The organism is Plantactinospora sp. CA-290183, assembly GCF_050936375.1.
GTDB lineage: Bacteria > Actinomycetota > Actinomycetes > Mycobacteriales > Micromonosporaceae > Plantactinospora.
Window position 1 is genome coordinate 155,817 of record NZ_JBNJMX010000007.1, and the last position, 18,706, is coordinate 174,522.

The following is an 18,706-nucleotide window of genomic DNA, read 5'->3' on the forward strand; positions in this document are numbered from 1 at the left end:
CGGTGGCCGGAATCGGCCACCGGCGCGGGGCGGGGCGCCGGGCCGGCGGCGCGGTTACCGCCAGAAGACCGCGACGGCCGCGTTGACCAGGGTCAGTCCGACGATCGCCAGGAAGTGACCCCGGTTGACCTCCTCGCGCTTGCGGGAGAAGAAGACCATCACGAAGATCAGCAACCCGATCACCAGTTTGGTGGCCAGCTTGGCCGGGGCGGGCTCGTCGCCGTCGCGCAGCGGCGCGGAGAGCCCGATCCCGGTCAGGACCTGGATGACCGCGCCCCAGAGCATGGCGGGGTTGATCCGGATCCGGCCGGAGAGGTACTGCGTCACGGCACCGCCGAGCAGCAGCGCGAAGCCGAGGAGGTGGACGTAGAGGAGTATCAGCCGCAGAGGTTCCACGGCGGACATCCTGCCGCATGCGGCGACGTGCGGCGCGCCCCCGGGCGGCCGGAGCGGTCCCCGGCACGCCCGCGGTCAGCCGCGGCTGGCCGCCAGCCCCGCCTGGCCGGGCGCGGCGGCCGGGTCCGGCACGGCGTCCGGGGCGAGCGCGGGCCGGGCCCGGCCGACCCCGACCAGCAGCAGGCCGACCAGGGCGTAGCCGGTGTCTCGGGACTCCTCTGAAACGAATGCTCGTTCTTATATGAGGGTCCTCCCGGCCGGTGCCGGCGTACTCCCGCTCGCCATCCAGGTCTGGGCGGAATCGCTGCGCGACCCGGCCCTCGCCGCGTTCGTCGGAGGGATGTACAGCAACTTCCGCTCCCAGTTCGTCACCGTCGCCCGGCGGGCGCAACAGGCGGGCCAGTTGCCGGCCGACGCCGACCCCGAGGCGGTCGGCGTGGTCCTCTATGGACTGGTCCCGGGCTACTTCACGCAGCGCATCCTCGCCGCCGGCCCGGACCGGAAGACCTACCTCGCCGGCGTACGGACGCTCCTGCACGGCGGCCCGGGAACCGCCGGGTGACCCGGGTACGCCCCGGCGGCGGGCGCGCCGAGGGCGCCTGATCTTCCGCGCCTCCGCCCGGGCGGGCTACCATCGCCGGCGAACCCGAGGTCGTCCACCTCGGCCGGAAAGCCCTGGCTGTGCCGCTACAGACCGGCGGCGGACAGGAGTCATCCCGTGGTGTTGGCCAGCAGCGAGAACCGGCGCGGGCCCTGGCTCGTGGTCGCACTCGTCGAGGTCGTCGCGGTGGCGCTCGCCGGGCTCGGCGGGATCGCGCTGAACAGCCTGGACCCGGCGGAGGAGACACCGAGCCCGCAGACGCGGGTGGTGGCCACCACGCCCGCACCCAGCCCGCCGGCCGGCACGGCGCCGGTCGTCGTACCGGGCCGCCCCGGCGAGTCGGCCCAGGTGCTCCCCCCGGACCAGCTTCCCCAGGCGTCCGGCCCGACCTACAACTCCGCCGACGTCCGCTTCGCGCTGATGATGATCCCGCACCACGGCCAGGCGCTGGAGATGACCCGGCTGGTGCCCGAGCGGGCCGGCAGCGCCGGGGTGATCGCGGTGGCCGACCGGATCAGGGCCAGTCAGCAGCCGGAGGTCGAAATCTTCAACAGCTGGCTGCGGGACCGGGGGCTGGCCACCGATCCGGACCGGCCCTCCGGGCACGACCACGGTGTCATGCACGGCATGCAGTCGCCCGAGGCGATCAGCGGGCTCACCGCGGCGACCGGCACCGCCTTCGACCGGATGTTCATCCAGATGATGACGGCGCACCACCAGGGAGCCATCCAGATGGCCCAGGAGGTGCTGGTCAACGGCATCGACCGGCAGCTGCGCGAACTCGCCCGGAACATCGCCTTCGAGCAGGCGGTGGAGATCGACCGGATGCGGGACGTCCTCGCCAACGAGCCGCGCTGAGACTCAGCCCTTGGTGCCGCCGGCGGTCAGCCCGGCGACGAGGTGCCGCTGGGCGAAGAAGAAGACCACGCCGGCCGGGATGGTCACCAGGACCGCCGCCGCGGTGAGGTACTCCCACTGTGGATTGAACTGCGGGACGAACTGCTGGAGCCCGTACGCGAGGGTGAAGTTGCGGTCCTCCTGGATGAAGGCGGAGGCGTACGCCACCTCCGCCCAGGCGGTGAGGAAGGTGTAGAAGGCGGTCACCGCCAGGCCGGGGCGGGCCAGCGGCAGGATGATCCGCCAGAAGGTCTGGAACGGGCCGCAGCCGTCGATCGCCGCGGCCTCGTCCAGCGCGGTGGGGATGGTGTCGAAGTACCCCTTCAACATCCAGGCGCAGAACGGCACCGCGATGGTGAGGTAGGCGACGACCAGGGCGGCGAGGGTGTTGATCAGACCGAGCCGGGCCATGATCGTGTAGATCGGCACGATCAGGATCGCCACCGGGAACATCTGGGTCACCAGGAAGACCAGCATGAGCTGCCGCCGGCCCGGGAAGTTGAACCGGGAGAGCGCGTAGCCGGTGGTCGCCGAGATGAAGATCCCGATCAGCATGGTGAAGGCGGCGACCAGCGCCGAGTTGAGCAGCCAGCGCGGGAAGCTGCTCTCCCCGAGCACGTACGCGTAGTTGGCCAGGGTCGGGTCCTGGACCAGGCTGAGTTCGGTGCTCTGCACGGCGTACCCGGGTTTGAACGAGGAGAGCAGCACCCAGCCGATCGGGACGATCGCGATCAGCGAGGCGGTGATCAGGGTGCCGTGCAACAGGATGGAGGCGAGCGGGCCGCGCCGGCCCCGGCGCGCACCCCCACCCGCGCCGCCCCGGGCCCGGGTCGTCGCCGGGCCGACCAGCCCGGTGGCGCCGCTGACGATCTCGGTCATGTCACCACACCTCGCCGTGCTTGCGGAGGGACCGCCGGTAGAAGAGCGCGAAGATCAACAGGATCGACAGGATGAGTACGCCGTACGTCGAGGCGAGGGAGTAGTTGCGCAGGCCCTCGAAGGCCGCCCGGTAGGCACCGGTCACCAGGATCTCGGTCTGTCCGGCGGGCTGCCCCTCGGTGACCAGGAAGATCACCGGGAACATGTTGAACGTCCAGATGGTGCCGAGCAGGACCACCGTCATGCTGACCGGCCGCAGCCCCGGCAGGGTGATGTTGACGAACCGCTGCCACGGTGAGGCGCCGTCGATCTCGGCAGCCTCGTAGAGCTCGCCGGGGATCGCCTGCATCCCGCCGAGCAGCGCCACCATCATGAACGGCACGCCGAGCCAGATGTTGGTCAGCACCGCGGTCAACAGCGAGGTCCAGCGGTCGGCGAACCAGGCGACCGGGTCGATGCCGGCCGCCGCCAGCAGCGCGTTGACCAGGCCGAACCGCTCGTTGAACATGAACTTCCAGGCGAACGCGCTGACGAACGCGGGCACCGCCCAGGGCAGGATCAGCAGGATCCGGTAGAGGCTCCGCGCCCGCATCGGACGGTTGAGCATGACGGCCAGGCCGAGGCCGAGGCCGTAGTGGAAGACCACGCAGACCACGGTCCAGAGCAGGGTGGTCCCGGTCCACTGCCAGAACTCGCCGACCTCGCCGCCGAGCACCCGTACGTAGTTGTCGATCCCGACGAACTCCCAGCGGTTCGGGTTCGCCCGGCACAGCTCGGCACCGGTGATCGACCTCGTGCAGATCTCGGCCGCCTGGTTGGCCTCGGTCATGTTGGTGAACGAGAGGTACACCCCGCGCACCAGCGGATAGAAGATCAGTACGGCGAGCACCACGACGACGGGCAGCACCATCGCCCAGGCGTACCAGTGCCGGTCCCAGCCGCGGCGCAGCCGCGACGGAGGGCGTACCTCGGACTCGGGTGGGGTGGCCGGGGCGGCGGAACCGGCTATCACAGTGGTCATGACTGCGCTCCAGGAGGTGACCGGCGGGGCTCGGCTCTCCTCCGGTCGCGGCGGGCGCCGCGACCGGAGGTCGGCCGCGGGGTCAGGAGTTGTAGCCGGGTACGACCTCGGCCTTGTACTTCGCCGCGACCGTGTCGAGCGCCGCCTTCGGGTCCTTGCCCTGGATCAGCACCTCGGTCGCCATCTGGTCCAGTGGACCGAAGAACTGGCCGCCCTCGGGGATCCACGGCCGCGCCACCGCGCCGTCCAGCACCGGCTTGAACGCCGAGATCATCGGGTTGGCCTTGACCGAGGCGACCTCGTACGCCGAGGCGCGGGTCGGCAGCAGGCCCAGCCGGTCGGCGAGGAACGCCTGCGACTCGGCCGAGCTCATGAACTTCACGAACGCGACCGCGGCCTCGACCTTCTCCTGCGGCATCCCGGACCAGACCACGTAGTTGTGCCCGCCGACCGGGGTGCCGGCCTTCGCCGAGCCGCCCGGCACCGGCGCCACGCCCAGGTTCTGCACACCGCCGAAGGCGGGCGCGTTCTTGATGTTGTTGACCTCCCAGGGCCCGTTGATGACCATGGCGACCTTCTTCTCCTTGAAGAGGGTCATCATGGTCCCGTACGAGTCGTTGGCCGACGGCTTGACCGCCGCGCCGCTGCGTACCAGGTCCCGGGCCACCGAGATGCCGGCGACGTTCTGCGACGAGTTCACCAGGATCTTCTTGCCCTGCGGGTCGACCAGGTCCCCGCCCTCGCCGTAGATGAACGGCAGCAGGAAGTAGCCGCCGGCGTTGATGTAGAGGCCGTCGGCGCCGGTCTTCGTCTTGATGGTCTCCGCCGCGGTCCTGACCTCGGCCCAGCTCTTCGGCGCGGCGGCGATGCCGGCCCGGCTGAACAGCTCCTTGTTGTAGAGCAGCGCCAGCGAGTCGGTCACCTGCGGGACCCCGTAGGTCTTGCCCTCGTACTTGTTGGAGGACAGCGGAGTGGGCAGGAAGTCGGCCTCGTCCGCCAGCAGCTCCGAGCCGTCCAGGGCGTAGAGGTGGCCGAGCGAGGCGAACTCCGGCACCCAGGCGACCTCGGCCCGCAGGATGTCCGGGGCGCCGGTCTTGGCCTGCGCGGCGGTCTTGAACTTGTTCTGCGCCTCGCCGAACGGCACAGACTGATAGTTGATCTTGACTTTCGGATAAGTCTGGTTGAACCTGCCGACGAGTTCCTGGAAGGCCGGACCCTCGTTCTTCGGGTCCGAGGTGTCCCACCAGGTCAGTTCGGCCGTGAGGGCCGCGGGATCCGTGCCGGGCTTCTCTTCCGTCGTCTCGTCACCGCCGCACGCGCCGAGCGCGGCGGCGAGCGCGGTGCAGGTGAGTACGACGATCCCCTTGGCGATTCGACGCATGTTGCGCTCCTAGATTGCCTGCCGGGTGTCGGCGGGACAGTAGCAAGAAGTTTCCGTTCTCGAAAGTCCTTGCTAAATCCCAGTCACGAGAAGGCGGAAACCCGAGGCCTAGGTCCGGTCTTGCGACAATTGCGCAGACCGGCGCCGGGCATCCAGGCCGGCCGGAACAGCACTCCAGACGGCTCAGGCGGCCACATCCGGCCGGCCAGCGGGCCCGTCCCATCGGCTTGCGGCGGTCATCGCAATTTCTTGCCGCTAGGCTAGAGTTCGGCCATGCGCGCTCGACTCTCCGACATCGCACAGCAGGCCGAGGTCAGCGAGGCGACCGTGTCGCGGGTCCTCAACGACCGGCCCGGGGTCGCCCCCGAGACCCGCCAGGCCGTGCTGACCGCCCTCGACGTGCTCGGCTACGAGCGTCCCGCCCGGCTGCGCAAGCGCAGCGCCGGCCTGGTCGGCCTGGTCGTGCCCGAGCTGGAGAACCCCATCTTCCCGGCCTTCGCCCAGACGATCGAGTCCGCGCTGGCCCAGACCGGCTACACCTCGGTGCTCTGCACCCAGACCCCGGGCGGGGTCACCGAGGACGAGTACGTCGAGATGCTGCTCGACCGGCAGGTCTCCGGGATCGTCTTCGTCTCGGGGCGGCACGCCGACACCTCCGCCGACCACGAGCGGTACCGTGCGCTGATCGCCCGCCGCCTGCCGGTGGTCATGATCAACGGGTACGTCGGGGGCATCGCCGCGCCCTTCGTCTCCTGCGACGACCGGGAGGCCGGCGAGCTGGCGGTGGCGCATCTGGTCGCGCTCGGCCACCGCCGGATCGGCCTGGTCACCGGCCCGGACCGGTTCGTACCGGTGCAGCGGAAGGTGACCGGCTACAAGGCCGCGATGCGGCGGCTGCTCGGCGTCGCCGACCCCGAACTCTCCACCCTCACCGAGCTGTCGCTGTTCGGGGTGGAGGGCGGCGAGGCGGCCGCCGGCCGGCTGCTCGACCGGGGGGTGACCGGGTTGGTCTGCGGCTCGGACCTGATGGCCCTGGGTGCGATCCGGGCGGCCCGGCAGCGCGGGCTGTCGGTGCCCGACCAGCTCTCCGTGGTCGGATACGACGACTCGCCGCTGATCGCCTTCACCGACCCACCGCTGACCACGATGCGGCAGCCGGTGGCGGCGATGGCGGTGGCCGCGGTACGGGCCCTGGTGGACGAGATCAACGGGCACGCCGCACCCCACTCGGAGTACGTCTTCCGGCCCGAGCTGGTGGTCCGGGGCTCGACGGCGATCGCGCCCGTCGCCCCGACCGGCACCGGCGCGGCTGCGGGGACGGGCGACGGCACCCGGCCGGCCGGCGGTACGGGACCGGCGGCGGGGGCTCCGCCGGCACCGCTGCCCGTCTCGGCGTAGGCGGCGGCCCCGGGGTCGGATCCGCAAGAGTCGGCGGTTCTTGCGCAAGGAATGCTTGACTCTTTCAGACCTGACCCGGCATCCTGCGCCGGCGACCCCTGCCCGGCGAGCGGAAGGCCGGGCCAGTGCCGGACAGGACGGGAGACCCACCCAGATGACCCCCAGCGCGCCGCCGCACCCCCGCACCGACGACGACTGGTGGCGGTCCGCCGTCGTCTACCAGGTCTACGTCCGCAGCTTCGCCGACTCCGACGGCGACGGCATCGGTGACCTGCGGGGCGTCCGCTCCCGGTTGCCCTACCTGCGCGACCTCGGGGTGGACGCGCTCTGGCTCACCCCGTTCTACCGCTCCCCGATGATCGACGGCGGATACGACGTGGCCGACTACCGGGACGTCGACCCGATGTTCGGCACCCTGGCCGACTTCGACGACATGATCGGCGGCGCGCACGCCCTCGGGCTGCGGGTCATCGTGGACATCGTGCCGAACCACAGCTCCAGCGCGCACCCGTGGTTCACCGCCGCGCTGGCCGCCGCGCCCGGCTCGGCGGAACGGGACCGCTACCTGTTCCGGGCGGGCCGGGGCACCGAGGGCGAGCTGCCGCCGAACGACTGGGAGTCGATCTTCGGGGGGCCGGCCTGGACCCGGGTGCCGGACGGCCAGTGGTACCTGCACCTGTTCGACCCGAGCCAGCCGGACCTGAACTGGCGCAACCCGGCGGTACGGGCCGAGTTCGAGGAGATCCTGCGGTTCTGGCTGGACCGTGGGGTGGACGGGTTCCGCATCGACGTGGCGCACGGGATGATCAAGGCGGAGGGGCTGCCGGACGTCGGGCGCACCTCCGCCGACGGGCGACCGCAGATCGAGCTGCTGGGCCGGGGCCGGCTGCCGTACTTCGACCAGGACGAGGTGCACGACATCTACCGCGCCTGGCGGCCCATCCTGGACAGCTATCCGGACGGGCGGATGGCGGTGGCCGAGGCCTGGGCCGAGTCCCCGCAGCGGCTGGCCCGCTACATCGGACCCGACGAGCTGCACCAGGCGTTCAACTTCGACTTCATGGACGCGACCTGGTCGGCGGACTCCTTCCGCAAGGTGATCGACACCGCGCTCGCCGAGTCCACGATCGTCGGCGCGCCCACCACCTGGGTGCTCTCCAACCACGACCGGCAACGGCACGTCACCCGGTACGGCGACGGGCCGGTCGGACTGCGCCGGGCCCGCGCCGCCGCCCTGCTGATGCTCGCGCTGCCCGGGTGCGTCTACCTCTACCAGGGCGAGGAACTGGGCCTGCCGGAGGTGCTCGACCTCCCCGACGAGCTGCGCCAGGATCCCGCCTTCCCGCGTACCGGACAGAGCCGGGACGGCTGCCGGGTGCCACTGCCGTGGGGCGGCGGGCTGCCCCCGTACGGCTTCGGTCCGGACGGGGGCGGACCGGCCTGGCTGCCGGCGCCGACCACCTGGCGGGCCCTCTCGGTGGCCGCCCAGACCGGCGACCCGGAGTCGACCCTGGAGCTCTACCGCGCGGCGCTGCGGTTGCGTCGGGAGCACACGGCGCTGCCGGGCGGCCCGGACGGCGCGGCCGACCCGGTGGGGCTGAGCTGGCTGGAGAGCGAGCCGGGGGTGCTCGCCTTCGCCCGGACCGCCCCGGCCGGTGCGCCGGGGCTGGTCTGCCTGGTCAACCTCAGCGGCGCCCCGGTGACCGTCGACGGCGGCCACGGCGAGCCGGTCATCGCCAGCCAGGCGCTGGACGAGCGGGACGGCGGGCGCATGCTGCCGGTCGACGCGGCGGCGTGGTTCGTCCGGCCGGCAACCGGGTAGTCAGTGGGTGACCTGGTCGCCTGCCGTGCCCCGCGCCGGCGGGCGGCTGGGGCCAGGTACCCCTCGTGGTGGGGGCTTCCCTTGTGGTGGGGATGGTGGCGCGGTGCCCCGGGAGTGCGCTCCCGGGGCACCGCCGTGCCCGGGGCGTCCCGAACGGAACGGGCCGGGTTTCAGCTGTCGGGATTCGTGAGCATCGCGGCAATCCGGGCAAAGCCGGCGCGTACCGTCGCCGGATCGGGGGGCGACTGGGGTTCGGCCGGCCGGCGGGTCGCCTCCGGAAACAACTCCTCGTCGGCCAGGTCCTCGTAGTCGCCGTAGATGGCGGCGTCGTCGGACTGCACCGCCTCGTCCTCGGCGGCGATCCGCGCCGCGACGATCTCCGCCCGGATCTCGTCGGCCGACACCCGGGGCAGCAGCGGCTCCACCACCGCCATCAGTTCCTCGTCCGCGACCACCGACTCGGCCAGAGCCAGCGCGTGTGGCCGCTCGTACGGGCCGCAGACCACCGGCTCCCACTCCTCGGCGTCGTCCAGCGGGCCGAAGGTGATGATCCAGGGCAGCGCGAGGATCGGCGAGTCGTCCGGCAGTTCCAACGTCACTAGTGCGCCCACGCGACCCATCATCGCGGGAGCCGGCAGCTATTTATGGCTTTTGCCCGAATCACGGGTCTCGCCCCTTGTCCCGCTCCCCGTCGCCGCGCCCGTACCGGCACGAAGCTTACGAACCACCCGGGCGTCCGGGCCCGTCGCCGGGCCGTCGGTCCCGACCCCGGTCCGGGTCGGGCGGCTCCCCTTCGGGGCGGGTGTCCGGCAGTTCCCCCTCCAGCGCCCGGGACACCTCGGGCGGTCCGCCCGTCAACGCCCGGGAGGCCCGGGGCGGCGGCCCGTGCGGCAGCGCGCGCAGCGGGGACCAGCCGGCGCTCGGGTCGGCGCCGGAGGCGAGGTCGGTGACCCGCCCGTGCCGGCTGGTCGCCGCGATCGCCGCCCCGAAGAGCAGCAACTGGTTCAGCAGGTACAGGTAGATCAGGATGCCGACCGCCCCGGCGACCACGGTGAAGGCGGGATTGCGCTCCCAGCGGGCCACGTAGTAGCGGCCGACCGAGTTGAGCACCGTCACGCCCAGCGCGACCAGCAGCACCGGAGAGAGCAGCCGCCGCGGGCTCATCCGCAGCCGCGGTACGGCCATCAGCAGCGCCCAGGCCAGCACGACGTTGATCACCACGGCCAGCAGCCAGCTGGTGATCGACAGCAGGATCGACCTGGCACCGAGGAGCCAGCCGAGCAGTGATTCCAGCGCGTCCACGGCACCGACCGAGAGCCCGAGCAGCAGGAAGATGCCGAGCAGGATCGCCAGGTCGACGAGCTGACGCAGCACGTAGTAGCCCGGTTGCTGGTCCAGCCCGTGGATCAGCCGCTGCGACGAGCGGATCGACTCCACCCAACCGATACCGGTGACCGCCAGCAGGACCAGCCCGATGATGCCGGGCCGGCTGCTGCTCTGCCGGATCTGCTCCGGGTCGACGAACGGCAGGTTCCGCTCGATGAAGCCGACGATCACCCGGCCGCTCTCGGCGGTGTCCCCGAGCAGCGCCCCGAGCACCGCGTACGCCACCAGGCCGAGGGCGAAGACCGCGAAGAAGCCGTAGTAGGCGATCGCCGCGGCCAGCCGTCCGCCGAGCACGTCGAAGTACCGTCCCCAGGCCCGGGCGAAGTGGTCGAACCGCGCGGACCGCCCACGGTAGATCATCAGCCGGCGTTCGACGCGGGCCACCCCGCGCTCGATGGCGTTCACGCCGTCATCCTTGCCCATCCCCGGGGGATCGGCAGGCCGGCCCGGCAAGCCACGCCGGGCGGTCTCCGGCCGGCTCAACCGCCGAGCGGGAACTCCCGGCGGGCCCGCCAGCGAGCTTGTCCGTCATGGGAGAAAAGGGTGAATTTTTCCACCTTGAAGAGCGCGGCGAAGTCGGCCAGGTCCTCGTACACCCGGTCCAGCGCCTCCGGTGCGACGTCCTGCGCCACCGTGACGTGCGGGTGGTACGGGAAGCGGCTCTCCCGGCGCAGCTCGGGCGCGCCCTGGATCGCCCCGGCGAGCAGTTCACACTCGCTGATCCCGGCCGCGACCACCACGAAGACCACCTCGGTGATCGGCCGGAAGGTGCCGGTCCCCCGCAGATGCAGCAGGAAGGGCCGGTGCGCGGCGGCGACGGCGGCCAGATGACGCTCCACCGCGGCCAGGCTCTCCATCGGGATGTCCGTCGGACCGAGCAGGGTGAGGTGGGCCGGCGTGTACGCGGCCTGCGGGTCACCGGCCTCGGCCCGGCGGCGGGTGAGGAACTCGCACCACGGCTCCGGGATGTCCACCGCGATCCCGACCCGGGTCAGCGGTCGGTCGGGGTCCTGCCTGCCGTCCGTGACAACCACTCCGTTCCACTCACCCCGCCGGTGGCACCCGCCGACCGGCGGCCCCACCGGGGCGACCGCCGCTGCTCCCCGTCCCGCCCGCCGCCGTCAGCTCCGGGCGCCGGCCAGGAACCCGATCCGCTCGTAGGCCGCGCGCAGCGTGACCGAGGCGACCGTGCGCGCCTTCTCCGCGCCGACCGCCAACAGCTTGTCCAACTGCGCCGGATCGTCCAGGTAGCCCCGGGTGCGCTGCTGGATCGGCCGGACGAACTCCACCACCACCTCGGCCAGGTCCTTCTTCAGGTCGCCGTAGCCCTTGCCGGCGTACGCGGCGACGAGCTCCTCGACCGACCGGCCGGTGAGCGCGGCGTAGATGGTCAGCAGGTTGGAGATGCCCGGCTTCTGCTCCGGGTCGAAGAGGATCTCCCGCCCGGTGTCGGTGACCGCGGACCTGATCTTCTTGGCGGACCGGGCCGGATCGTCCAGCAGCTCGATGATCCCGGCCGGCGACGAGGCCGACTTGGACATCTTCCCCGTCGGGTCCTGCAGATCGGTGATCTTCGCGGTGTCCCGGATGATGTACGGCGCCGGCACGGTGAAGGTCCGGCCGAACCGGGAGTTGAACCGCTGCGCCAGGTCGCGGCTCAGCTCCAGGTGCTGGCGCTGGTCCTCGCCGACCGGTACCGCGTCGGCCTGGTAGAGCAGGATGTCGGCGGCCTGCAGGATCGGGTACGTGAAGAGGCCGACGCTGGACCGGTCGGCACCCTGCCGGACCGACTTGTCCTTGAACTGGGTCATCCGGCTCGCCTCGCCGAACCCGGTGATGCAGTTCAGCAGCCAGGCCAGCTGCGGGTGCTCCGGCACCTGCGACTGGACGAAGAGGGTGCAGCGCTCCGGCTCCAGCCCGAGGGCGAGCAGCTGGGCGGCGGCGACCCGGGTCCGCTGACGCAGCGTCCCCGGCTCGTGCCCGGCGGTGATCGCGTGCAGGTCGACCACGCAGTAGAAGGTGTCGTGGGTTTCCTGCATCGCCACCCAGTTGCGGAGCGCGCCGAGGTAGTTGCCCAGGTGGAACGAGTCGGCGGTCGGCTGGATCCCGGAGAGCACCCGGGGCCGGGCGGGAACGTCGGACATGCCGGCAATTCTGACAGCTCCCCCGGTGCGCTGTCCCGACGCCCCCGTGCCAAATCAGGGCCCGGCCGGCCGCCCCGCCCACCAGGGAAACCCGCGGTCAGTGCGGAACGGCTCCGCCCGCCGGCGACTCCGCGCCCGGATCCCCGCCCGGAAATCGTCCGCCCCGCCGGGAACCCGACCGGCCACCCGCGACTCGTACCCTGGGATCGGAGTCGGTCGACCACCCGGACGCGAACGGTGTCCGCGGGCCGGGGCGGAGGGACGACGCTTGGCACGGAAGCGGGACGGATCCACCACGACCGGCGGGCCGGCCGAGGTGGACGAGACGATCGGCGAGCTCTACCACGGCTGTTACCGGCGGCTCGTCGCGCAGGTCTACGCCTTCACCATGGATCTGACCGAGGCGCAGGACGTGGTGCAGGAGGCCTTCGCCCGGGCGCTGGCCCGGCCCCGGGGGCTCGCCGACGTGGACAACCCCGAGGCCTGGCTGCGTACGGTCGCGGTCAACGTCGTACGGCGCCGCTGGCGGCGACGGCAGGTGCTGGACACCATCCTGCGCCGGGACCGGCCGGTCGCCCGGCTGGTGGAGCCGGCCCCCGGCCCGGAACGGACCGACCTGCGGGAGGCGCTGGCCGCCCTGCCCACCGGCTACCGGGAGGTCGTCGTGTTGCACTACTTCGCCGACCTGCCGGTCGAGGAGGTCGCTCGAGTGCTCGGCGTACCGACCGGCACCGTGAAGTCCCGGCTGTCCCGGGCGCGTACCGCGCTCGCCGCCCGGCTCGGCGACTACCAGGGCGTCAGCGCGGCGGCACCCGCCACGGGCGCGGCGCCGGACCCGACCGGCGATCGGAGCACACCAGCGGGAACGACCGGTGCGCCGAGCCGGCCGCCGGTCCGGGGCATCCGCCCGGCCGTGCCGCCGGTCCTGGTCGGCCCGGCCGGGGCGGACGGCGGGGTGCGCGATGTCTGAGCGGGAAGCCACCGCCCTGGAGGTACGCCTGACCGACGCCCGGCACGACCTGCTGGAAAGCATCGACCAGCCCCCGCTGGGGCGGATCCGGCAACGGGCGGCCGGGCACCGGCGGCGCCGGCGGCGGCTGCGGGCCGGCACCGGCACCGCCCTGCTCGGCGTGGCGGTCGCCGCGACGCTCACGGCACACCCCTGGAGCCATGCCCCCGAGGTGTCGCCCCCGGTGGCCGATGCCGCATCCCCGGACGGCGCCCTCTACACCGCCGCCGGCATCACCATCGACGGGCTCGCCGACCGGGACGTCGTCGCGCAGGTGCCGGGCACGATCAGCGACGTCGAGTTCGTCGACCCGGACCGGGGCTACCTGCTGGCCCGGTGCGCCACCACGGACCCCTGCCCGGCCACCGTCGCCCGCACCACCGACGGCGGCCTGACCTGGCAGTACGACAAACTTCCGGCGGCCACGGCCGAGGCGGACCGGCTCGACCTGATCGCCTTCCCCGACGGGCGGCTGACGGTCACCGGCGACGTCGGGACGTACGCCTCCGCGGACCACGGACGGAGCTGGCGGAGCACCGGTGCGGCCGGCGGTACCGCACCGACCCCGGCGGCGCCCGGGGACCTGCTGCGGGCGGGGCCCGGTCAGCGGTGCCGGCTCGACGTGGAGGTCTGGCGCGCCGCGACCGGCCGGGCCGGTACGACGGCGGTCCGGCCGGACCTCGACGTGTGCTGGGTGGCACCGGCGGCCGCCCCCGACGGCTCCTGGTGGGCCGGCGGCGCCCGCAACGGCACCGCCGCGGTGGCGGTGACCCGGGACCACGGCGCGCACTGGCGGACGGTGGGGCTGCCCGGGTCCGTTCCGGTATCCGGCTCGGTGGAGGTGACCGGCCTGGGCAGCCAGGCGTACGCGGCGGTGCTCGGCGCCGACCGCAGCCTGCTCGCGCTCTACCACTCGGCGGACGGCGGGCGGACCTTCACCAGGGTGGGGGTCGGCGGCCCGGCACCGCCCGCAGGGCTGGCCGGAGCGGCGGTGCCGCTGCTCGACGGGCGGCTCCTGACGACCGGCACGGACGGCAGGTGGTACGTCAGCACCGACGACGGGGCCACCTTCGAGGTCGCCGCGGGGAGTCTCCCGCCCGTCGGGCGGCTCGTCCGGACGCGGGCCGGCTACGTCGCCTACGACCTCTTCGGCACCGGCTGGACGGCGTACTCGGCGGAGGGCACCACCTGGCGGAAACTGCGGGTCAGCTGAGCCGGTCCGGGATGCCGGAGTACCGGTCGGCGGTCCGCGTACCGGAGGGTCAGCCGCCCGGCTCCTCCGCCCGGGACACCGACACGCTGCGGCGCTGTTCCGGAAGGCGGGCCGGGGCGATGCCGATCCGGGCCACCCGCCGGCCCTCCACGGCGAGCACCCGCAGCAGCCACCCGCCGTCGTGCGGGCGGCCCTCCACCCCGTCGGAGGTACGCCCGCCGGACGGGCCGGTCGGGGTCGGCTCGCCGGGGACGGGTACCTCGTCGCCGCAGACCGGCAACCGGCCCAGCGCGGCCATCACGAACCCGCCGACCGTCTCGTACGGGCCGGGTGGCAGCGCGAAGCCGACCCGCTCGGCGAAGTCGGCGAGGTTGAGCCGACCGTCCACCTCGGTCGGCCGGGCTCCGGGCACCGGGTCGGGGGTGACGTCGTACTCGTCGTGGATCTCGCCGACCAGTTCCTCGATCAGATCCTCCAGCGTGACGATGCCGGCGGTGCCGCCGTACTCGTCCACCACCACCGCCAGGTGGTGCCGCTCGCGGCGCATCTCGGTCAGCGCCGCGAGCACCCGCTTGCTGCCGGGCAGCTTCTTCACCTCGCGGGTGAGTTCGCCGATGGTGGCGCGGGCGTCGCCGTCCGGTCGGAGCAGCACGTCGCGCAGGTGCACGAAGCCGACCACGTCGTCGTGGGTGCCGTCGACCACCGGGTAGCGGGTGTGCGTCTCGGCCCGGACGAGTCGGGCCGCCTCGGTCAGCGGCAGTGCGGCGGCGAGGAAGACCACCTCGGTCCGGGGCATCATCACCTCGCGGACCAGGCTGGCCCCGGCCACCAGCACCTCGTCGATGATCCGCCGTTCGACCGGGTCGAGCACCGTGTTCGCGGCGACCAGGTCGCGCAGTTCGCGCTCGCTGATCCGCTCGCGGCCCGCCGTCGGGCTCGCGCCGAGCACCGCGGTCACCGAGCGGGTGGCCGCGTCCGCCGCCCGCACCACGAGCCGGGCCAGCGCGCGGGCCAGGGGGCCGGGTTGTCTTCGAGTACGCCCCGGCCGCCGCCGGGGCCCGGTACTGCCGGAGGCCCGCATGTCAGAGATGGTAGACAGTTCGGGCATGGCATGTGGGTAACCCAGGGTGTCGGTGCGGGCCGTGCCCTGCCGGCGGGACGGGCCGGGCAGTGTTCGGCTCTGTTCATTTTTGGCGGAACATGTGAAATGCTGAGCCGCACTCAGACCTGCCCGCCAGACCGGACGGTCCCCGCGGACGTCGGCTCGCCGACGAGGAGGAAGGCAGAGGCGTGAAACTGCTCGTGACCGGGGGCGCCGGCTACATCGGCAGCGTCGTGACCCGGATGCTGCTCGACGCCGGACACCGGGTCGTGGTCCTGGACGACCTGCGCACCGGCCACCCCGAGGCGCTCGCCCCGGAGGCCGAGGTCGTCCGCACGTCGATCCACGACGCCGCCACGGTGCTCACCCCGGACGCGGGATTCGACGGGATCATGCACTTCGCCGCGCTGATCGCGGCCGGCGAGTCGATGGTCAAGCCGGAGATCTACTGGGCGAACAACACCGTCGGTTCCCTCGCCCTGCTCGACGCGGCCCGGGTCGCCGGGGTGCCCCGGTTCGTCTTCTCCTCGACCGCCGCCGTCTACGGCGACCCGGCGAGCGTGCCGATCCCGGAGACCGCCGCCCCGCTCCCCACCAACACGTACGGCGCGACCAAGCTCGCCGTCGACATGGCGCTCACCTCCATGGCGGCCGGACACGGGCTGGCCGCCACCTCGCTGCGCTACTTCAACGTGGCCGGGGCCTACCTGCGGCCCGGCACCGCGCTCGGCGAGCGGCACGAACCGGAGACCCACCTGATCCCGATGGCCCTGCGGGTCGCCGCCGGAAAGCTGGAGAAGTTGCAGCTCTTCGGCGACGACTACCCGACGCCCGACGGCACCTGCGTGCGCGACTACATCCACGTCGAGGACCTGGCCCGGGCCCACCTGCTGGCGCTGGAGGCGGCCCGGCCGGGCGAGCACCGGGTCTACAACCTCGGCAACGGCAACGGCTTCTCCAACCGCCAGGTGGTGGAGGCGGTCCGCGAGGTGACCGGCCGGCCGGTGCCGGCCGAGACGGCCCCCCGTCGGGCCGGTGACCCGGCCATCCTGGTCGCCTCCTCCGAGCGGGCCCGCACCGAGCTGGGCTGGCTGCCGGCCAGGCCCGCCCTGACCGACATCGTCGCCGACGCCTGGGCCTTCTACCAGGAGCAGATCCTGGCGGAGCAGTCGTGACCGGCGGACCGGTCGCGAGCCGGGCCGCCGCCGGCTTCACCCGCCGCTACGCGCAGCCGCCCGCCGGGCTGTGGGCCGCCCCCGGCCGGGTCAACCTGATCGGCGAACACACCGACTACAACGACGGCTTCGTGCTGCCGTTCGCCCTGCCACAGTCCACGGTGGTCGCCGCCGGACCGCTCCCCGGCGCCGACGCCGGGGAGGCCCGGTGGACGGTCTGGTCCGAGCAGTCCGGCGAGCAGATCTCGTTCGGCGCCGCCGAGGTCGCCGAACCGCGCCGGGTCACCGGCTGGGGCGCGTACGTGGCCGGGGTGGTGTGGGCACTGCGCGAGGCGGGACTGCCGGTGCCCCCGGCCCGGCTGGCGGTCGCCTCCGACGTACCGCTGGGCGCCGGGCTCTCCTCCTCGGCCGCGCTGGAGTCGGCCGTACTCACCGCGCTGGTCGACCTCTTCGGGCTCGACCTGCCGGTCACCGACCGGCCCCGGCTGGCGCAGCGGGCCGAGAACCACTACGTCGGGGCGCCGACCGGCATCATGGACCAGTCCGCCTCGGTCCGCTGCCGCGCCGAGCACGCGCTCTTCCTGGACTGTCGCTCACTGGAGACCGAACACATCCCGTTCGACCTCGGCGCGGCCGGCCTCGCCGTCCTGGTCGTCGACTCCCGGGCCCCGCACCGGCACGTCTCCGGGGAGTACGCCGACCGCCGGTCCGCCTGCGAGTCCGCCGCCGAACGGCTCGGGGTACCGGCGCTGCGGGACGTGACCGCCGACGACCTGGACGCCGCGTTGGGCCGGCTCGACGATCCGGTGGTACGCCGCCGGGTCCGGCACGTGGTCACCGAGAACGCCCGGGTGCTGGAGACGGTCGACCTGCTCCGCGCCGGACGGCTCGCCGAGACCGGGCCGCTGCTCACCGCCTCGCACGCCTCCATGCGGGACGACTTCGAGATCACCGTGCCCGAGGTGGACACCGCGGTCGAGGCGGCCCTGCACGCCGGGGCGTACGGGGCCCGGATGACCGGCGGCGGCTTCGGCGGCTGCGTACTGGCCCTGGTCGAGGCGGCGGCGGCCGACGCGGTCGGCGACGCGGTCCGCACCGCGTACGCCGAGCGCGGCTTCACCGCCCCGGAGTGCTTCACCGTGCTGCCGGGCCCCGGCGCGCACCGGCTCTCCTGACGCGTACCCATCTGGCACTGCACCCCGGGCCGATCCCTCGGTACGCTGCCGTGGTGTCCGACACGGTGATTCTCGGTGAGTTGACGTGCCCCTCCGGCGAACTGGTCGTGATCGACGCCGGCTACCTGAGCCTCTGGTCCGGTGAGGACTCCCCCGCCGAGGTGCCGTCCGGCTCCGATGCGCTCGCCAGCGCGCACGACCTGGAGATCGTCGGGCCGGACGCCGAGGCGGCGGCCCGCTCCTTCGACCGGCAGGCCGGTGTGACCTGCTACGACATTCCCGAGCACGGGCTGGCGGACTTCACCGCCCTGTTCGACCAGCACTGCCGGGACAAGGGACTCGACGCCCGGCTGCGACCGGTCGCGCGGGTCCCGCACCGGGAGCGGGTACGCCGCTGCGTGGCCCGCGGCGGCGAGGAGTTCATCGTCTTCGGCGTACCGGCGGTCGCGGTCGGCGGGGTGCCGACGGCCCGCCGGCTGCCGGTGGTGGCGACCCGGAGCGACTTCGGCCCGCCGATCGGGGAAAACTGGCACGGCTTCCGGGTGCCCTTCGGCGACCGGCGGGGGGTCGACCGGCGCCTGCTCGGCTACGTCGGGGTCGACCACGGCGGCGTGGTCTTCGCCGACGCCGACGCGTTGACCTCCTGGCAGCACGAGCGGCCCTCGGACGGGCTCGCCGACGTCGCGTTCTGGGGCCGCGAGGCGGCGGAGGCGGCCGAGGCCAGCGACGCGGCTCCGCTGACCCGCGCCGGCGACGAGGACGCCTACGGCTGGCACGACCTCCCGGTCGAGCAGGCCCGCGAGCGCGCCGCCGCGCTCGCCGACTGGCAGCAGGCCGACCCGGCCCGCGCCCTGGTGGTCGACTTCCGGCCGCACTCCGACCACTTCCAGCTGATGGCCGGGGTGCGGGCCAGCCCGGCGGAGGCCGGTGCCGTCACCGTCGGCGGCGCGGACCTGGTCGGGGCGATGACCGGCTACGGGGACGGGCTGTTCGAGGTCCACCTGGAGGTCGCCGCCGACGGCACCGCCGCCGGGCTGGAACTGCTCTTCGCCACCCCCGAGCACCTGACCAGGTACGCCGACTTCCTGCGCCGCTACAGCTGAGCCG

At 73.2% G+C, this 18,706-nt stretch carries 18 protein-coding genes; 9 read left to right on the forward strand and 9 right to left on the reverse strand.

The features are described 5' to 3' along the window. Positions 1-54: 54 nt before the first annotated feature. Positions 55-396: a hypothetical protein gene (locus ACQEUR_RS15280; protein ID WP_433030768.1), complete on the reverse strand. Its 342-nt coding sequence runs from the start codon at positions 394-396 to the stop codon at positions 55-57. Positions 397-637: 241 nt separating this feature from the next. Between ACQEUR_RS15280 and ACQEUR_RS15285 the strand changes: the two genes are divergently transcribed. Both ACQEUR_RS15285 and ACQEUR_RS15290 read left to right on the forward strand, forming a co-directional pair. Beyond that, complete coding sequence (locus tag ACQEUR_RS15285; protein WP_433030771.1) at positions 638-958, forward strand: TetR-like C-terminal domain-containing protein; 321 nt, start codon at positions 638-640, stop codon at positions 956-958. 156 nt (positions 959-1,114) lie between these two features. Beyond that, entirely contained in the window at positions 1,115-1,855 is a 741-nt protein-coding gene (locus tag ACQEUR_RS15290) for a DUF305 domain-containing protein (protein ID WP_433030774.1), read from the forward strand. Positions 1,856-1,858: 3 nt separating this feature from the next. On the opposite strand, the gene ACQEUR_RS15295 is transcribed toward ACQEUR_RS15290, so the two are convergent. The 3 genes from ACQEUR_RS15295 to ACQEUR_RS15305 all read right to left on the reverse strand — a co-directional run bounded on the left by ACQEUR_RS15295 (position 1,859) and on the right by ACQEUR_RS15305 (position 5,175). Continuing rightward, positions 1,859-2,773, reverse strand: coding sequence for a sugar ABC transporter permease (locus ACQEUR_RS15295; RefSeq protein ID WP_433030777.1), 915 nt, complete (start codon positions 2,771-2,773; stop codon positions 1,859-1,861). 1 nt (position 2,774) lies between these two features. Continuing rightward, entirely contained in the window at positions 2,775-3,794 is a 1,020-nt protein-coding gene (locus ACQEUR_RS15300; RefSeq protein WP_433030780.1) for a carbohydrate ABC transporter permease, read from the reverse strand. A gap of 82 nt (positions 3,795-3,876) precedes the next feature. Next, positions 3,877-5,175, reverse strand: a complete 1,299-nt coding sequence (locus tag ACQEUR_RS15305) for an extracellular solute-binding protein (RefSeq protein WP_433030783.1) — start codon at positions 5,173-5,175, stop codon at positions 3,877-3,879. A gap of 273 nt (positions 5,176-5,448) precedes the next feature. Here ACQEUR_RS15305 and ACQEUR_RS15310 point away from each other — a divergent pair, with 273 nt between their 5' ends. Together ACQEUR_RS15310 and ACQEUR_RS15315 are read left to right on the forward strand one after the other, a co-directional pair. After that, positions 5,449-6,573 carry a LacI family DNA-binding transcriptional regulator gene (locus ACQEUR_RS15310; RefSeq protein ID WP_433030786.1) on the forward strand — a complete coding sequence of 375 codons (1,125 nt, stop codon included), beginning with the start codon at positions 5,449-5,451 and terminating at the stop codon, positions 6,571-6,573. A 154-nt stretch (positions 6,574-6,727) separates the two neighbouring features. Beyond that, entirely contained in the window at positions 6,728-8,395 is a 1,668-nt protein-coding gene (locus ACQEUR_RS15315) for a glycoside hydrolase family 13 protein (protein ID WP_433030788.1), read from the forward strand. Between the two features lie 170 nt (positions 8,396-8,565). Here ACQEUR_RS15315 and ACQEUR_RS15320 read toward each other — a convergent pair whose 3' ends face one another. The 4 genes from ACQEUR_RS15320 to trpS form a co-directional block, all read right to left on the reverse strand. Further along, a complete protein-coding gene (locus ACQEUR_RS15320; RefSeq protein ID WP_433030791.1) occupies positions 8,566-9,006 on the reverse strand; it encodes a hypothetical protein in 441 nt (146 codons plus the stop codon). A 106-nt stretch (positions 9,007-9,112) separates the two neighbouring features. After that, positions 9,113-10,186 carry a YihY/virulence factor BrkB family protein gene (locus tag ACQEUR_RS15325; protein WP_433030794.1) on the reverse strand — a complete coding sequence of 358 codons (1,074 nt, stop codon included), beginning with the start codon at positions 10,184-10,186 and terminating at the stop codon, positions 9,113-9,115. A gap of 74 nt (positions 10,187-10,260) precedes the next feature. Continuing rightward, positions 10,261-10,815 carry a 2'-5' RNA ligase family protein gene (locus ACQEUR_RS15330; RefSeq protein ID WP_433030797.1) on the reverse strand — a complete coding sequence of 185 codons (555 nt, stop codon included), beginning with the start codon at positions 10,813-10,815 and terminating at the stop codon, positions 10,261-10,263. An 87-nt stretch (positions 10,816-10,902) separates the two neighbouring features. Beyond that, positions 10,903-11,925 carry a tryptophan--tRNA ligase gene (gene trpS / locus ACQEUR_RS15335; RefSeq protein WP_433030800.1) on the reverse strand — a complete coding sequence of 341 codons (1,023 nt, stop codon included), beginning with the start codon at positions 11,923-11,925 and terminating at the stop codon, positions 10,903-10,905. Between the two features lie 268 nt (positions 11,926-12,193). On the opposite strand from trpS, the gene ACQEUR_RS15340 reads away from it, so the two are divergent. Together ACQEUR_RS15340 and ACQEUR_RS15345 are read left to right on the forward strand one after the other, a co-directional pair. After that, complete coding sequence (locus ACQEUR_RS15340) at positions 12,194-12,895, forward strand: RNA polymerase sigma factor (protein WP_433030803.1); 702 nt, start codon at positions 12,194-12,196, stop codon at positions 12,893-12,895. Beyond that, entirely contained in the window at positions 12,888-14,147 is a 1,260-nt protein-coding gene (locus ACQEUR_RS15345; protein ID WP_433030806.1) for a hypothetical protein, read from the forward strand. Before ACQEUR_RS15340 ends, ACQEUR_RS15345 begins: the two co-directional genes overlap by 8 nt. A 49-nt stretch (positions 14,148-14,196) precedes the next feature. Here the strand turns inward: ACQEUR_RS15345 and ACQEUR_RS15350 are convergent, their stop codons facing one another. Further along, the gene (locus ACQEUR_RS15350; protein WP_433031043.1) at positions 14,197-15,228 is read right to left on the reverse strand and encodes a hemolysin family protein; all 1,032 of its coding nucleotides are present in this window, start codon (positions 15,226-15,228) and stop codon (positions 14,197-14,199) included. A gap of 209 nt (positions 15,229-15,437) precedes the next feature. Between ACQEUR_RS15350 and galE the strand changes: the two genes are divergently transcribed. The 3 genes from galE to ACQEUR_RS15365 are packed head-to-tail and all read left to right on the forward strand — an operon-like array spanning position 15,438 to position 18,702. Further along, complete coding sequence (galE, locus tag ACQEUR_RS15355) at positions 15,438-16,424, forward strand: UDP-glucose 4-epimerase GalE (protein ID WP_433030809.1); 987 nt, start codon at positions 15,438-15,440, stop codon at positions 16,422-16,424. Continuing rightward, entirely contained in the window at positions 16,421-17,599 is a 1,179-nt protein-coding gene (gene galK / locus ACQEUR_RS15360; protein ID WP_433030812.1) for a galactokinase, read from the forward strand. Before galE ends, galK begins: the two co-directional genes overlap by 4 nt. A gap of 53 nt (positions 17,600-17,652) precedes the next feature. Further along, on the forward strand, positions 17,653-18,702 hold the full coding sequence (locus ACQEUR_RS15365) for a hypothetical protein (RefSeq protein WP_433030815.1): 1,050 nt from the start codon (positions 17,653-17,655) through the stop codon (positions 18,700-18,702). Positions 18,703-18,706 lie beyond the last annotated feature (4 nt).